The 14,457-nt window shown below is 40.6% G+C and carries 15 protein-coding genes and 1 riboswitch; of the genes, 4 read left to right on the top strand and 11 right to left on the bottom strand.

What is annotated here, in order from left to right; translation table 11 throughout:
• Both R2Q78_RS03840 and R2Q78_RS03835 read left to right on the top strand, forming a co-directional pair.
• Complete coding sequence (locus R2Q78_RS03840) at positions 1-2,583, top strand: BamA/TamA family outer membrane protein (protein WP_316789040.1); 2,583 nt, start codon at positions 1-3, stop codon at positions 2,581-2,583.
• A 33-nt stretch (positions 2,584-2,616) separates the two neighbouring features.
• Positions 2,617-2,940 (top strand): c-type cytochrome, encoded by a 324-nt coding sequence (locus tag R2Q78_RS03835; RefSeq protein WP_316789039.1) that lies wholly within the window; start codon positions 2,617-2,619, stop codon positions 2,938-2,940.
• Positions 2,941-2,950: 10 nt separating this feature from the next.
• On the opposite strand, the gene R2Q78_RS03830 is transcribed toward R2Q78_RS03835, so the two are convergent.
• The 10 genes from R2Q78_RS03830 to thiS all read right to left on the bottom strand — a co-directional run bounded on the left by R2Q78_RS03830 (position 2,951) and on the right by thiS (position 11,389).
• Complete coding sequence (locus R2Q78_RS03830; RefSeq protein ID WP_316789037.1) at positions 2,951-3,796, bottom strand: S1 RNA-binding domain-containing protein; 846 nt, start codon at positions 3,794-3,796, stop codon at positions 2,951-2,953.
• A 169-nt stretch (positions 3,797-3,965) separates the two neighbouring features.
• On the bottom strand, positions 3,966-4,259 hold the full coding sequence (locus tag R2Q78_RS03825) for a hypothetical protein (protein ID WP_316789035.1): 294 nt from the start codon (positions 4,257-4,259) through the stop codon (positions 3,966-3,968).
• A 124-nt stretch (positions 4,260-4,383) separates the two neighbouring features.
• Entirely contained in the window at positions 4,384-5,424 is a 1,041-nt protein-coding gene (locus tag R2Q78_RS03820; protein ID WP_316789033.1) for a HesA/MoeB/ThiF family protein, read from the bottom strand.
• An 18-nt stretch (positions 5,425-5,442) separates the two neighbouring features.
• Positions 5,443-6,552, bottom strand: coding sequence for a 2-iminoacetate synthase ThiH (gene thiH, locus R2Q78_RS03815; protein ID WP_316789032.1), 1,110 nt, complete (start codon positions 6,550-6,552; stop codon positions 5,443-5,445).
• Between the two features lie 5 nt (positions 6,553-6,557).
• Positions 6,558-7,325 carry a thiazole synthase gene (locus tag R2Q78_RS03810; protein ID WP_316789030.1) on the bottom strand — a complete coding sequence of 256 codons (768 nt, stop codon included), beginning with the start codon at positions 7,323-7,325 and terminating at the stop codon, positions 6,558-6,560.
• A complete protein-coding gene (locus R2Q78_RS03805; RefSeq protein WP_316789028.1) occupies positions 7,306-7,959 on the bottom strand; it encodes a thiamine phosphate synthase in 654 nt (217 codons plus the stop codon). The genes R2Q78_RS03810 and R2Q78_RS03805 overlap by 20 nt, the downstream gene beginning before the upstream one ends.
• The gene (locus R2Q78_RS03800; protein WP_316789026.1) at positions 7,956-8,711 is read right to left on the bottom strand and encodes a hydroxymethylpyrimidine/phosphomethylpyrimidine kinase; all 756 of its coding nucleotides are present in this window, start codon (positions 8,709-8,711) and stop codon (positions 7,956-7,958) included. Before R2Q78_RS03800 ends, R2Q78_RS03805 begins: the two co-directional genes overlap by 4 nt.
• Complete coding sequence (locus tag R2Q78_RS03795) at positions 8,705-9,274, bottom strand: thiamine phosphate synthase (RefSeq protein WP_316789024.1); 570 nt, start codon at positions 9,272-9,274, stop codon at positions 8,705-8,707. The genes R2Q78_RS03800 and R2Q78_RS03795 overlap by 7 nt, the downstream gene beginning before the upstream one ends.
• Positions 9,275-9,280: 6 nt before the next feature.
• Positions 9,281-11,164: a phosphomethylpyrimidine synthase ThiC gene (gene thiC, locus R2Q78_RS03790; RefSeq protein WP_316789022.1), complete on the bottom strand. Its 1,884-nt coding sequence runs from the start codon at positions 11,162-11,164 to the stop codon at positions 9,281-9,283.
• A gap of 21 nt (positions 11,165-11,185) precedes the next feature.
• Positions 11,186-11,389 (bottom strand): sulfur carrier protein ThiS, encoded by a 204-nt coding sequence (gene thiS / locus R2Q78_RS03785; RefSeq protein WP_316789020.1) that lies wholly within the window; start codon positions 11,387-11,389, stop codon positions 11,186-11,188.
• A gap of 71 nt (positions 11,390-11,460) precedes the next feature.
• Positions 11,461-11,548, bottom strand: a riboswitch (TPP riboswitch).
• 197 nt (positions 11,549-11,745) lie between these two features.
• Between thiS and R2Q78_RS03780 the strand changes: the two genes are divergently transcribed.
• Positions 11,746-12,885 (top strand): MFS transporter, encoded by a 1,140-nt coding sequence (locus R2Q78_RS03780; protein ID WP_316789018.1) that lies wholly within the window; start codon positions 11,746-11,748, stop codon positions 12,883-12,885.
• A 21-nt stretch (positions 12,886-12,906) separates the two neighbouring features.
• Here R2Q78_RS03780 and R2Q78_RS03775 read toward each other — a convergent pair whose 3' ends face one another.
• Positions 12,907-13,299: a YtxH domain-containing protein gene (locus R2Q78_RS03775; RefSeq protein ID WP_316789016.1), complete on the bottom strand. Its 393-nt coding sequence runs from the start codon at positions 13,297-13,299 to the stop codon at positions 12,907-12,909.
• A 78-nt stretch (positions 13,300-13,377) separates the two neighbouring features.
• Between R2Q78_RS03775 and R2Q78_RS03770 the strand changes: the two genes are divergently transcribed.
• The gene (locus tag R2Q78_RS03770; RefSeq protein WP_316789013.1) at positions 13,378-14,457 is read left to right on the top strand and encodes a peptide-N-glycosidase F-related protein; all 1,080 of its coding nucleotides are present in this window, start codon (positions 13,378-13,380) and stop codon (positions 14,455-14,457) included.

The following is a 14,457-nucleotide window of genomic DNA, read 5'->3' as shown; positions in this document are numbered from 1 at the left end:
ATGCCATTGAAAAAGCTCCTGATTGTTTTTTTACTTATAATTTCGTTGCCAGCCTTTGCTCAGAAGGCTGATTCCATTACGATTGCTGTGGGCCCCGAATATGATAAAGTGAGTCCGTTACACCGTTTTTTTCTTGGAGAGAGCTACCGAAGGGTTTGGGCTACTCCTGTGAAGATCCGAATCATTAATCTTCAGAAAGAAAAAGGGGGTTTTAAAATCGTAAAACTTGGTGGCGGGATGCAGACACGCTCATTACGCCTTGTTGATCCTACAGGCAAGGAATGGGCGCTTAGGACTGTACAAAAATACCCTGAAAGAGGTCTTCCCGAGAGTCTGAGGCCTACTATTGCTAAAGATATTGTACAGGATCAGGTTTCCACAAACCACCCTTTTGCGGCATTAATTGTGCCTCCACTTGCGGACGCGGTGGGGTTAGTTACGGCCAGACCGGAGTTGGTATATGTAGGAGATGATCCTGGTTTTGGCGAATACAGAAAGGATTTTGCCAATGCTGTTTATCTTCTCGAACCACGCTCGCCTTTTGAAGAGGAGACGGACAATACCTTAAAAGTGCAGCGGAAAATACAAGAAGACAATGACAAAAAAGCCGATCAAAAGCTAACTTTAAGGGCGCGGTTACTTGATTTTGTATTGGGTGACTGGGACAGGCACGAAGATAACTGGCGTTGGCTCCCTCAAAAGGAAAAAGGCGAAACTACGTATATTCCTGTTCCCAAAGATAGGGATAAGGTATTCTATAAGACCTCAGGCCTATTTCCATGGGTACTTAATCACCAGTGGCTGAAATCTCATTTGCAGCCTTACAGTCCTACAATCAGAGATGTAAATCACTGGAGCTTTAACGAGCGGTATTTTGACAGGTATTTCCTGAATGAGCTTAGCGAGCAGGATTGGAAAGATGAGATTAAACTGGTGCAGGAAAAACTGACCGATGGGATTGTCAGGGATGCTTTCAGAAAGATGCCAGATACTATATTTAAGTTAAGTGGAGAAGAATTAATGCGCTTTTTTACTTCGCGCAGAGACAAGCTGGATACACTGGCATTGCAATACTATAAGTTTTTGTCTATCAATGTTGACATACCTGCCTCGGATAAGAAAGAAATTTTTGAAGTTAACTATGCCGATGATGGTAAGTTAGAACTTACTGTTAACAATATCAATAAAGAAGGTAAAAAGGGGAGGTTAATTTATAAACGAACATTCGATCCGGCAGTGACCAAAGAAATAAGGTTATTTGGAATGGCAGGTGAAGATGTGTTTTCCGTAATGGGAAAAGGGAATTCAGGCGTCAAAGTAAGGATGATTGGTGGGGCTGATCACGATAAGTTTGAAATAGCAAAAGAGGTGGGCAATAAGCCTTTCGTATACGATCGTTCCGATGAGCCGAATACATTTCCGGAACGTTCTTCTGCGAAGCTGCGTTTGGGAAGAGATACTATGGTAAATTACTTCGATAAAAATAGCTTTTTATATGACAGGTCCGGGCCACTCTTTAGCGGAGGATATAATATAGATCAGGGTGTACAGCTTGGTTTGGGGTATGTTTATGAAAAGCAGGGCTTCAGGAAAACGCCATATGCCACAAAGCATGAATTTTGGGCTAATTACTCTGCCGGCAGAAAGTCTTTTATACTCGATTACGTTGGAGATTTTAAGAAAGCCATTGGTCATAATGACCTCACGGTACACGCTAATTTTCTCGGCCCAAATAACCTGAGTAATTTTTTTGGTCTTGGTAACAATACAGCATTTTTAGATCAGGATTTTGATGATGAAACAGAGGAATTGTTAGACCGTGAGGATGGTATTTCATATTACCGCAACCGGTACAACTATTTAAATGTTGATGTTAAGCTCAGTAGAAAACTCAACCAGTTTCTAAAGCTTGAAGGAGGTGTACTCGCTTCTTATTATACCAGTGAGGTAGAGGGTAACGAGGAACGGTTCTTTAAAGATTATAATGCTGCAAACCCTGAACAGGAAATATTAAAAGATAAATATTATGGAGGTTTAGTAGCCGGCCTTATTTACGATAACAGGGACAATGCAGCTATTCCAACAAAAGGTATTTATTGGAAGACATCTTTTACAGCCCAGCATCGTTTGGATAAAACAAATGATAAATATGGGGCGGTAACTTCAGAATTCCGTTTTTATATCCATCCGAACAAATCCGGACTGGTATTGGCAAACCGTATAGGAGTGGGGACAGTAATAGGAGAACCTACATTTTTTCAGCGCATGCAGATCGGTGGTATAAATAGTTTAAGGGGTTTCAATAGCAAGCGTTTTACCGGTACTTCCATGTTCTATCACAACCTGGATTTACGTATGAAACTATTTAATTTCACTTCTTATCTTGTACCGGGGACTGTCGGTATGATTGGTTTCAATGATGTTGGAAGGGTTTGGGAAAAAGGGGAATCTTCAGGCAGGTGGCATCAGGGATATGGAGGTGGACTGTATGTGATTCCTGGTGAAGTGTTGTTGATCCAGGCTACTGTTGGCTTTTCCAAAGAGGCAACCATGCCTTATTTTTCGATAGGATTTAATTTCTAATGCCTTATTGATGCTGAGTCATAAAGAATCAGAATGAAGAAAGTAGGTTTGGTTTTAGCTTTTAGTGTCGTTCTGATAAACCTGTTTCAGCGATCAGGTATTTCAGAAGGAGCGAAATTAGTTGATAAATCAGATTGCAGGAACTGTCACCATCAATCTAAAAAAATTATTGGGCCTTCTTTCTTATCGATTGCCGGAAAATACTCCGCAAATGAAAAGAATCTTCGTTCACTTACAGACAAAATCATCGACGGAGGTGGAGGGGTATGGGGAGATTCACCAATGACACCACATCCTGATTTGAAAAAAAGCGATGCTAAATTAATGGTATTATATATATTATCCCTGAAGAAGTAAATTTATGAGGCTATTCAGCCTCATTGTCTATAAGAAGTTTAATTTCATGATCTGAAATGGTAATCAGTCTGTCTTTATACAGGCCCCCAATTACTTTCTTGAAGGCATTTTTACTGATTTTAAACCTATGGTAAATTTCATCAGGCGAACTTTTATCACCCAATGCGATGGTGCCGCCACTGTCTTTTAGCTCTTCCAGTAAACTATCCTTGGTGTCAAGAATGTGACCATATCCCATAGGCTGAAGGCTCAGGTCAATTTTGCCCCCGATGCGGATCTTTTTGATCCAGCCTTTTCTTAATTCCCCGGGATTCAATTCATCAAACAATTCATTGGTATACAATAATCCGATGTATTTATTGTCGATAATGGCATTATAACCCATGTCAGACCTGTCTACAATGAGCAGGCTTACTTCGTCGCCTTCCTCAAGATCGATTTCTATCTCTTCAACGAAATTGGTCAATCTGGAGGACGCGACCATACGATCATTGCTTTCATCCAGGAAAACATAAACAACATGACGGTCACCCTTAAACATAGGACGTTTTTGCTCCCTTGTGGGAACAAAAATATCTTTATCAAGGCCAAGGTCCATAAAAGCACCTTTATCATCATCGGCAACTACAGTCAGATAAGCAAAATCACCTACGCATGCCAATGGTCTTTTCGTCGTAGCCATTAATCTGCCGTCTTTGTGCATGTAAACAAATACGTTAAGGTTATCACCGATCTCTGAATTTTTAGGCACGTCAACATATGGAAGCAGTACTTCTTTATCTCCTTCTGTTAAAATCAGACCTGCTTCAGTTTTGGTAATTATCCTTAAATCGTTGTATTGTCCTATTGCTATCATCTTGTAGTTAATTTAGAGTGTGTCTGAAAAGGTACATATCATCCTGAGTTTATTTCAGGATGACGCAGTGCAAATAAATAGCAAATTTACCTTTTCGGACAATCTCCTGCATTTTTGTTTGGAATTACAAAGGTAGCAATCTGAATTCAAATCAGGCCTTTTCTGAAGATTACTTCTTTTTTGTAAGTTCTTTATAGGTAAGGCAGCGAATTTCAGTATTCAATAAACCACCAGAAGGAAGTTCAAAAATGCGTTCATATTTTAAGCCGACACTATATGGGATTTCTTCTTTCGAACCTTCAGGTATGTTTTTGTAATTGTTCACTGTTGTGTTACATTTTCCCATGATCCCAGGGATTTTCTTAACAATTTCGTCGTATTCCGATTTTGTTAAATTGTTCAGACATTCCTGTATTTTGTACTTTTTTGGTAATTCCCTTTTGTTTTTACCTTTTACTTCCATAATAATTCTTTACAGTGATAAATTTTAAATTTATTATTTGATTACTGCAAGATTCCTCTTAAAAGAGTATTGAGTGGTTGAAACTAATGGAATTTATTTTATTTTTTTTCTAAACGGCTTTAATTCATTCAGATATGGGGGCAATCAAGGTGTAAATTTCACCTTGAAAATCTTTTCTAAGTAAATTAACTGCGATTTTACTCCTTATGCCTGAAGAACAACAGAAAACAAGAATTGGATGTTTAAGCAATTCCGGGATATGTTCATTTAAACTGTATAAGGGGATGTTAATGCCGCCTGTGTTATATTCATCGTATTCATAGGGTTCCCTAACATCTATCAATTGATAGCTGGTTTTATCGTCATTCCATTTTTGCAGGTCGCTGATATTCAGTTCGCTCTTATTGATAGCTTGTATTTTCTTAATTGGATCTTTTGTAGATGGGCAGCCAGGTTTTTTAACTTCTTTGTGGAAATTTAATATCAGGGTTTCATTATCAAGAGTGTTAAAAGTCAGTAGTTTTCCTGACAGGACCTCACCAAAGCCGCAGACTATTTTAATTACCTCGTTGGCCATGATACTCCCAACTATTCCGGGCAAAGGGCCGATTACGCCACTTTCAGCACAGTTGGGGACGTCTTCCGAGGCAGGTGGTTCGGGATAAAGTGAACGGTAATCAGGGCCATTCTGGTAGTTAAACACAGATACTTGCCCTTCGAATTGAAATATAGACCCAAACACCAGGACTCTGTTTAAGACAACACAAGTGTCATTTACCAGGTAACGTGTAGCAAAATTATCTGACCCGTCTACAATAATGTCGTATTGTCTAAGCAATTCAGTCGCATTTTCTGCAGTTAGCCTGTGAGGATAAGCTTTGAAATTGACATATGGGTTGAGCAGCTGAAGTTTTTCCGCTGCCGCTATTGCCTTTGATTTGCCAATATCGGCCATGTGATACAGTACCTGTCGGTGAAGGTTGGTTTCATCAACGACATCATCGTCTATTATCCCAATGTGTCCTATACCTGCTCCGACAATGTAAAGCAGAGCCGGGCATCCGAGTCCGCCAGCTCCAATTACAAGAACAGACGATTGCTGAAGCTTTAGCTGGCCTTCGATTCCTACCTCTGTGAGTCTGATTTGTCTGTCGTACCTTTTCATATTTAACATCTTTGCCATTTAGGTCAGACTGCTGTCCCAATCTTTCCAAACCGGCTCATAACCTTGCTGATTAATCATTGCCGCGATTTCCGGTGCGCTTCGTTCGTCTGAGATCTCGAATTGCTCTAACGATTGCGGTTCCACAGCGTAACCACCAGGATTCGTTTTAGAACCTGCACTCATTGCCGTGATCCCCAATTTGATGATGTTGTTTCTGAAAACATCAGATTCCCTTGTTGAGATCGAGAGCTCAACCTCTTCGTTGAATAAACGGTAAGCACAGATCAGCTGTACAAGCTCTCTGTCGCTCATCGCAATCTTAGGTTCCAGTCCACCGCTAAAAGGACGGAGTCTTGGAAAAGAAATGCTGTATTTGCTCTGCCAATATTGCTTTTCCAGGTAGGAGAGGTGCATGGCGGTAAAATAAGAATCAGTTCGCCAGTCTTCGAGACCGATGAGAACCCCTAATCCCATTTTATGGATGCCAGCTTTTCCGAGTCTGTCGGGTGTATCCAGTCGGTACTGGAAATTTGATTTCTTACCTTTAGGATGGTGTTTCTTATAATCCTCTTCGTGATAGGTCTCCTGGTACACCAGCACCGTATTTAGCCCATATGGAGTAAGTTCCATGTAATCTTCAAGATCAAGAGGCTGTACCTCCATAGAAATATGTGAGAAATGCGGTTTGATCAGGTCAAGCACCTTTTTGAAATAATCTGTATGCACAGATTGATTGGCTTCACCGGTGACCAGTAAAACATGATCAAAACCCATGTCTTTGATTACAGCTACTTCCTGCATGACTTCGATAGATGAAAGGGTTTTACGCCTCACCTTATTGTCGTAGCTAAACCCGCAATAGGTGCAGATGTTGTTACATTCATTAGATAAGTAGAGCGGTACATACATCTGAATAACCTTGCCAAAGCGTTTTAATGTCAGCTGCTGACTGATTTTCGCCATTTGTTCAAGGTATGGTGCCGCTGCCGGTGAAATCAGGGCCTTAAAATCCTCGAGAGATCTTTTAGAAGCGGCCAATGCTCTTTCGACATCAAAAGCAGTCTTAGCATAAATGCTTTTACTTGTGTCATCCCAACTGCAGGATCTAAATATTTCAGTGAAACTCATGTCGGTTATAGTTCGTCCAGGAAAGAAGTAAGTGGACTGCTGGCCATAGCTGCCTGATTCTTACTTCCTAATTTAGCTTCATATGCCATTCTTCCTGCCTCCACTGCCATTTTAAAAGCGGCAGCCATTTGTACAGGATGTTGCGAGACAGCGATGGCAGTATTTACCAATACTGCATCGGCACCGATCTCCATTGCTTTAGCCGCGTCAGACGGGGCGCCAATTCCTGCGTCAACAATTACCGGGACGTTACTTTGACTAATGATGATCTCCAGAAAATCGATGGTCCTTAATCCTTTGTTGCTGCCAATTGGAGAGCCCAATGGCATTACAGCCGATGTGCCGGCATTTTCCAGACGTTTACACAGTACAGGATCTGCATGAATATAAGGCAGCACAATAAATCCAAGTTTTGCAAGTTCTTCCGTTGCCAGAAGTGTTTCTATAGGATCTGGCATCAGGTATTTCGGATCAGGATGTATTTCAAGTTTGATCCAGTTGGTCTCCAACGCCTCACGTGCCATCTGAGCAGCAAATACGGCTTCTTTAGCGTTGCGTACGCCGGATGTATTCGGCAATAAACTGATGTGCGGATGTTTGAGTCTCAAAAGGATATCATCTTCGTCATCTTTAAGATCTACCCGTTTGAGCGCTACAGTTACCAATTCCGATTCAGATGCAAGCAGTGCATATTCCATCTCTTCTGAAGAACTGAATTTGCCGGTTCCTGTGAACAGGCGGGAGTTAAATGTTCTATCTGCTATCCTTAACATATTGCATTTTTTTTGTTAACGATTCATTCATGTATTTTAACTTTTCAGTGATATGTGGATCTTTACTTAATGCCCCCGATACGGCGACTCCATATAATCCTGTTTCCATTAACAAGGGAATATCCTCTGTTTCAATACCACCTATTGCGATGATTGGAATGTCGAGTCCTTCGTTTCTTACCTGTTCCATGATTGCCTGGTATCCGGCTAATCCAATGATCGGACTTAATTTTTCCTTAGTAGAAGTAAAACGGTAGGGGCCTAAACCTATATAATTGGCGCCATCGGCCACTCTGGTTAAAATATGCTGGAAGGTATTTGCAGTTCCTCCAATGATCATCTGTTCCCCTACAATTTCCCTGGCAGTTCTGATGGGCATGTCATCAAGCCCGAGGTGTACACCATAAGCTCCTGCGGCCCTGGCTATTTCGGGGTAGTCATTGACAATTAATTTAGCGCCGTATGACTGGCACAAGGAATTTGCTCTTAGTGCCAGATCCAGTACAATTTCTTCCGGTTGGTTTTTTACCCTAAGCTGAATCCATTTTCCTCCGGATTGTAATACCTTATCAATGGAGTCGAGGTGACTTCCATTTTCAGGTGACTGTGATATGTAATGTAATTTATCGATCATAAAGAATGGTACCCCAGAAGGGTTGAATTACTGTTTAAAAATTGTTCTATATAAGCTTTAGCAAGTTTGCAGGCTTCTGTGAGCGAATAACCCAAGGCAAGATTAGCTGCTATTGAAGCCGATAATATACAACCGGAGCCGTGTTTCTGTTCAATTTCCTGAGTTGTAGGTTCAAGTGTTTGAAAACTCCCATATTCAAATAAAAAATCTGTCCCGGGGGCATACGCGTTGTGTCCGCCTTTCAATAATACCGGGCAATACCTGGCCCAGCCAGAAGCAGCTTTGTGCATATCCTCATCTGCTGCATTTCCCATTTTTTTAAATTCATGATAATTCGGGGTAATCAGGCTGATCTGTTTTAAAACAGGGATCAATTGTGTCAGTCCATTTTGCCAGTCATGGAATTCAAATCCTGCTGTTGCGGTAAGAACGGGATCCAACACAATTTTTATATCCGGATTGTGCTGTTTTAGATATGTAGTTACCTGAAGCAGAACTTTAATATTTTCTATCAAACCAATTTTACACACAGCAACTTTAAACTTATTCAGAAGAGGAGCCAGCTGTGCGATGATCTGCTGAGCAGAAATCCACTGATTCTTTATAAAGTCAGTATCATTCTGAATTGTAAGAGAACTGCATATCCCAAAACCATAGACCTGATGTTGCTCAAAACACTTGACATCTGCAAGGACGCCGGCACCTGCACTGGGGTCAAAGCCAGCTATACTGATCACGTAGGGCCTCAACATATTGCCTGTATCTTTTTAAAATTGTTGATTGCCTGTAAAGGTTCATTCCATAACGCACCCATTAGTGCCATGCTTTTAAAACCCATATCAATTACCTGTTGGACATTGTCAAGATGAATACCTCCCAATGCAACCATTTTTACAGGTGTTTCAGGAAGTCTGAAGCCATCTTTTATTACTCCTTGATATCCCGGCTTAGATAAACTGTTGAACACAGGACTAAAAAACGCATAGTCGAATTGCCTGATTTCTGATAAGGCATCCCAGCTGTGAATAGACGTACTCAGTGTATTATTCGGCGGCGCGGATAAATTATCCTTTCTTAGTCTTTCAGGGTAATGTAACCTGGTAATCCCGAAATCCGGAGCGAGTTCGTGGAACTGATGTAAGGCTATACGAGGATGAAAAGCAGGATCAATTGCATTGATTAGTTCAATGAAATTAGCTTCATCAGTGTTGTTCTTTCTTAAATGAAGAATGTTTAGGTCATTGTAAAACAGTTTATTGATGAGTTTACCTTCATCTTTAAAATAGCTGTCATTTGAAATTACAATCAGTTCCATTTTCTATTATAGATAGATCTCACTTCCTTTTTCTGTAAACTCTTTTGATTTTTCAGCCATGCCTTTTTCCAGTGCATCCTCTGCGTCCACACCTTGTTTAGCAGCATAATCCCTAACATCCTGTGTAATTTTCATAGAACAGAAGTTGGGGCCGCACATTGAACAGAAATGGGCTATTTTAGCGCCATCGGCAGGCAGTGTTTCATCGTGGAATTCTTTGGCGGTGTCCGGATCCAGAGACAGGTTGAACTGATCTTCCCATCTGAATTCAAACCTCGCTTTACTTAAGGCATTGTCGCGGTATTGTGCACCCGGATGTCCTTTGGCGAGATCGGCAGCATGAGCGGCAATTTTATAGGTAATCACGCCGTCTTTTACGTCTTTTTTATTAGGCAGTCCAAGGTGTTCTTTTGGAGTTACATAACAAAGCATTGCTGTACCAAACCAGCCGATCATCGCTGCGCCGATAGCAGAAGTAATGTGGTCATATCCAGGTGCGATATCGGTTGTAAGCGGGCCTAACGTATAGAATGGGGCTTCCGAACAGTGCTCCAACTGCTTTTCCATGTTTTCTTTAATCAGGTGCATAGGAACGTGTCCCGGACCTTCAATAATCGTTTGTACATCATGCTTCCAGGCAATTTTGGTCAGTTCACCCAAAGTTTCCAGTTCCCCAAACTGTGCTTCATCATTCGCATCCGCAATACAGCCAGGTCTCAGTCCGTCTCCAAGAGAAAAAGCTACATCGTAAGCTTTCATGATCTCACAGATCTCCTCAAAATGTGTGTATAAGAAATTTTCTTTATGGTGTGCCAGACACCATTTGGCCATGATGGATCCACCTCTGGACACGATACCGGTTACCCTTTTTGCTGTTAACGGTACATAACGCAATAATACACCAGCATGAATGGTGAAATAATCAACACCCTGTTCGGCTTGCTCTATCAGTGTATCCCTAAACAACTCCCAGGTCAGGTCTTCAGCTTTTCCATTTACTTTTTCTAATGCCTGGTAGATCGGTACAGTACCAATTGGCACAGGAGAATTTCTGATGATCCATTCACGGGTTTCATGAATATTTTTGCCGGTAGATAAGTCCATGATGGTATCCGCTCCCCATCTGCAGGCCCATACCGCTTTTTCTACTTCTTCTTCAATGGAAGATGTAACGGCAGAATTGCCGATGTTGGCATTGATCTTCACCAGGAAATTGCGTCCGATAATCATTGGTTCAAGCTCAGGGTGATTGATGTTACAGGGGATAACAGCACGGCCGGCTGCTACTTCAGAACGGACAAATTCAGGAGTGATGTAACCTTTAGGCGTATTTGCTCCGAAACTATGGCCTTTATGCTGATGGTTCATTACTTCATATTGCTTACCAAGTTGTTCGCTTAGTAAATCAATACGCTGATTTTCTCTGATGGCAATATATTCCATTTCAGCCGTAATGATGCCTTTTTTAGCATAATGCATTTGGGAAACATTAGCACCTTTTACAGCCTTGTAGGGTTTTTTTACGTAATTGAAGCGCAAAGCATCCAGTTTATTGTCCGCTAGCCGCTGCTGGCCATAGTCAGATGAGATTTTGTCCAATTGTTCCACATCCTGTCTGCCTGTGATCCATTTCTCCCTTAACCTTGCTAAGCCTTGTTTTACATCAATGTTAGCTTCAGGATCGGTATATGGGCCACTCGTATCGTATACGGTTACTGGCGGATTAGGTTCCGTAAGACCAAAGCCATTGTGTATTTTGGTGTCCTGGAGACTAATTTCACGCATCGCCACCTCAATGTCGTGCAGTTGTCCCTTTACATATATCTTACGTGAAGCCGGAAACGGTTTACGGCTAATGACTTGTTCGTCAGGAGTTTTTTCTACTTTCATGTCTTCTTGGAGTTTTAAGTTTTATCCGCCTTGAGTGGCTTTAATGAGTAATATCTGATCGCCCTCCTTTAGCAGCTGAGCGGACCAGTGGGGTTTAGAAATGATACTTTGATTGATGGCTACAGCAATTCCTTTAGCCTCTTTTTGGAGTACAACAGAGAGCATTTGTTCTACCGAACAAGCATCATCAAGTACATAATTTTTGTGGTTTACAGTTACTTTCATTGTTACCGGTAATAATTTATAACAAGAAAACTGTAGGGGATGGCCCATAACGGGTCGAAAAGACAGCAAATGAATTTGCTTCTACTTTTCCCTTCGGCAGTACTAACTGCATCAGGTTCAAAGGGTATATCTCAGCGCAAGGCACCCCTAAAGTTTTTTGTAAAGCTATATTATTTTTTCTGAATAAAAAAACAGCTCTTTTCAGATGTCTTTAAAGATGTTTTGCAAATTGGTAAAACATCCTTAATTATCAGCTAAATAGTTTTTTCAGCTACAAATAGAATGTTTACATTTGTATGCTGACTTTTATGGGATAGTTAGCTGTTTTGGTGTATAAACGCTTTCAATCGATCTCGATGATTTCAAATAATAAACACAGGTTTTTTTTAAGTCTTTTCTTTTTTATCTCCGGATTCAGTTTCGCCACATGGGCGTCGCGGATACCTACTATTAAAACTGCCTTCGGATTTAATGAAGCAGAGCTTGGTACAATTTTACTTGCCATGCCTCTTGGTTCATTATTGGGTTTGCCCATATCAGGATGGCTGGTCTCAAAATACAACAGCAGGGTGCCACTTACGGTTGGATATGCTCTGAATGGACTGTCATTGGCGTTAATCGGTTTTGCTCAAAATACCTTTAGTCTTGTTGCAGCCATTTGTATTTTTGCTTTCACGACCCGTATTTTTAATATTTCGGTAAATACTCAGACGTTAACTCTTCAAAAGCGATTTGAAAAAAAGATTATCGGTTCATTCCATGGATTCTGGAGTATTGGGGGTATAGCGGGAATAGCATTGTCAACTTTTCTTTTGACTTTAAATGTCTCTCTCCACCTGCATTTTTCGATAGTAGCGGTCGTTATGCTTTTAGTTACGGCTTATTCTTATCAGTTTCTTTTAAAAGGCGATAGGTCGGAGACAGGTAATAAGCTTATACTAAGTAAGCCGGATCCTTATATTTTTTACCTGGGTATTGTCGTTTTTTTATGTGCGATATGTGAAGGTGGAATGTTCGACTGGAGTGGGATTTACTTTCAGGAAGTACTCCATGTAGAGATTTTTACTTATGGTTATCTGATATTCATGACCTTTATGGCAGCATCCAGATTCCTGTCAGATATCATCATCGCCAGGTTTGGAATGCCAAAAACTTATGTCATGAGCGCTGTTTGTATTGTATCAGGAATAAGTCTGGCAGTCATATTTCCAACATTTTGGACGGCAATGATTGGGTTTTCACTGGTAGGTTTCGGTACTGCATCCATTATTCCAATGTCGTATGCCCTTGCGGGGGCATCAAAAAAGTACTCTCCGGGAATGGCAATCTCCATTATAGCTACTTATTCCATTACCGGAATGCTGTTGGGTCCGCCTTTAATAGGCTATCTTGCCCATGCGTTTAACCTCAGGATTTCTTTTGTTGTGTTTGGGATATGTGGTCTGATGCTTGTGCCGATCACACGTCTATTCTTTAACCACCAGAAAACACAATAAAAAAGCGGGTTTTAAGCCCGCTTATGTATTCTGAATGTTATTGTTAAGATCGTCTGCCGCAGACTTGACTTTTTCAAGCTCAGCATCTCTGAAATCTTTAAATTCCTGCGAGGTCTGATCTACTTTTGATTTTACATTGTGTACAACACGGTCTTTTAGTCCTACAAGACTATCTTTTCCTGTGTTTATTTTATCCTTTAAAGAATATAAACCATCTTTTGCGCTATCTGCAAAGTCCAATGCTTTGTCAGATATGCGTTCTCTTGTTTTTTTACCGCTATCTGGTGCAAATAATACTCCAAGAACTGCTCCAACTGCCAGACCAGCCAATAAAGCTACTGCTGCTGTTGATTTATCCTGAGTGTTACACGATAAGTTTGATAAACGATTAGTCATTAATTTCCTGTAATTCATAGCATATTTTTTATTAAGGTTAAGCATAAACCATACCAAAGAACTTTGTTAAGTGTATATGATTTCTATATTTGTTTTATGAAAACCAGACATTTATATCCGGCGGTTTTATGTGCAGTAATTTTGATATCATCTTGCACCAGCCGCCTAACTTCTTCAAAAAACACTTCACCGGCTCCCGCGGTAATTAACGTAATTTCCAAAGGTGTATTTTATGATATTTATGCCGATGATAAAAAAATTGTTAAAAGAGCATCAGAACAGGAAGGACTGATCAGAATTTCCAATGAAGAGATAACCAGGAAAATTACGGGTGATAACAGGAGACAATTGAGTAATGATTTGGTACTTAAAGTAACACTCAATCCACTTTGCGATAACTATGACCGCATTGCTTCCATTAAATTGGTAACCGTTGATGCCGGTAAACCTTATAATGATGCTTCAGCAGTGTCACAGGAGATATTCCGGTTCACCACACCCTTTATGAACAAGAATAAAATGCCTGATACGGTTGTATTTGTAACTAATATAAGTCAGCTAAGTACTGTTTTCGCTGATAAAACAAAAGACATTTGGATTAAGGCGGGAATTGGGGGTACTACTAGTGCTGGTCAAAGGCAAGTAGAGAATTGCAAAGAAAGTTTTGAAACCTCTATGCTGACAGTAGATATTGTGTCAAATACGAATAAGAAGGTAATTAAGCAAAAATACCTTCCCGTTACCAGCTTTTATGCGCTGACGGATGGTGCTACTGACGCTGGTAATGCAAAGAATTTTGAGTTTGAAATTTCAGAAAAACACAGTCAGGATACTTTGTATTTCATCACGTCAGCACACGGTGCTGCAAGAGGGGGCGAAGAGTATACGACGCGTGAACATGTATTGTACATGGATGGCAAAGAGATCAACCGCTTTACGCAAAACCTCGACTGTACCACATACGCAAAGTATAATACCCAGGGTAATGGGATATACAGAGGATATTCATTTGCAAGAAACAAAAGAAGCTGGTGCCCCGGAGCAGCAGTTCCTGTTCATAAAATTGCTTTGCCTGCACTTGCTAAAGGAAAGCATAGCTTTAAAGTAGATGTACCAGAAGCTAACCTTAAAAATGGTTATATTCATGTGTCCGCCTATATTGTAAGTAGAATTTAA

Source organism: Pedobacter frigoris, assembly GCF_032678645.1.
Lineage (GTDB): Bacteria > Bacteroidota > Bacteroidia > Sphingobacteriales > Sphingobacteriaceae > Pedobacter > Pedobacter frigoris_A.
This window is presented reverse-complemented; position numbering and strand designations above follow the sequence as displayed.

Coding starts and splice junctions, on each gene's coding strand:
- R2Q78_RS03840 (WP_316789040.1), top strand. CDS start 1: ATGCCATTGAAAAAGCTCCTGATTGTTTTTTTACTTATAATTTCGTTG.
- R2Q78_RS03835 (WP_316789039.1), top strand. CDS start 2,617: ATGAAGAAAGTAGGTTTGGTTTTAGCTTTTAGTGTCGTTCTGATAAAC.
- R2Q78_RS03830 (WP_316789037.1), bottom strand. CDS start 3,796: ATGATAGCAATAGGACAATACAACGATTTAAGGATAATTACCAAAACT.
- R2Q78_RS03825 (WP_316789035.1), bottom strand. CDS start 4,259: ATGGAAGTAAAAGGTAAAAACAAAAGGGAATTACCAAAAAAGTACAAA.
- R2Q78_RS03820 (WP_316789033.1), bottom strand. CDS start 5,424: ATGAAAAGGTACGACAGACAAATCAGACTCACAGAGGTAGGAATCGAA.
- thiH (WP_316789032.1), bottom strand. CDS start 6,552: ATGAGTTTCACTGAAATATTTAGATCCTGCAGTTGGGATGACACAAGT.
- R2Q78_RS03810 (WP_316789030.1), bottom strand. CDS start 7,325: ATGTTAAGGATAGCAGATAGAACATTTAACTCCCGCCTGTTCACAGGA.
- R2Q78_RS03805 (WP_316789028.1), bottom strand. CDS start 7,959: ATGATCGATAAATTACATTACATATCACAGTCACCTGAAAATGGAAGT.
- R2Q78_RS03800 (WP_316789026.1), bottom strand. CDS start 8,711: ATGTTGAGGCCCTACGTGATCAGTATAGCTGGCTTTGACCCCAGTGCA.
- R2Q78_RS03795 (WP_316789024.1), bottom strand. CDS start 9,274: ATGGAACTGATTGTAATTTCAAATGACAGCTATTTTAAAGATGAAGGT.
- thiC (WP_316789022.1), bottom strand. CDS start 11,164: ATGAAAGTAGAAAAAACTCCTGACGAACAAGTCATTAGCCGTAAACCG.
- thiS (WP_316789020.1), bottom strand. CDS start 11,389: ATGAAAGTAACTGTAAACCACAAAAATTATGTACTTGATGATGCTTGT.
- R2Q78_RS03780 (WP_316789018.1), top strand. CDS start 11,746: ATGATTTCAAATAATAAACACAGGTTTTTTTTAAGTCTTTTCTTTTTT.
- R2Q78_RS03775 (WP_316789016.1), bottom strand. CDS start 13,299: ATGAATTACAGGAAATTAATGACTAATCGTTTATCAAACTTATCGTGT.
- R2Q78_RS03770 (WP_316789013.1), top strand. CDS start 13,378: ATGAAAACCAGACATTTATATCCGGCGGTTTTATGTGCAGTAATTTTG.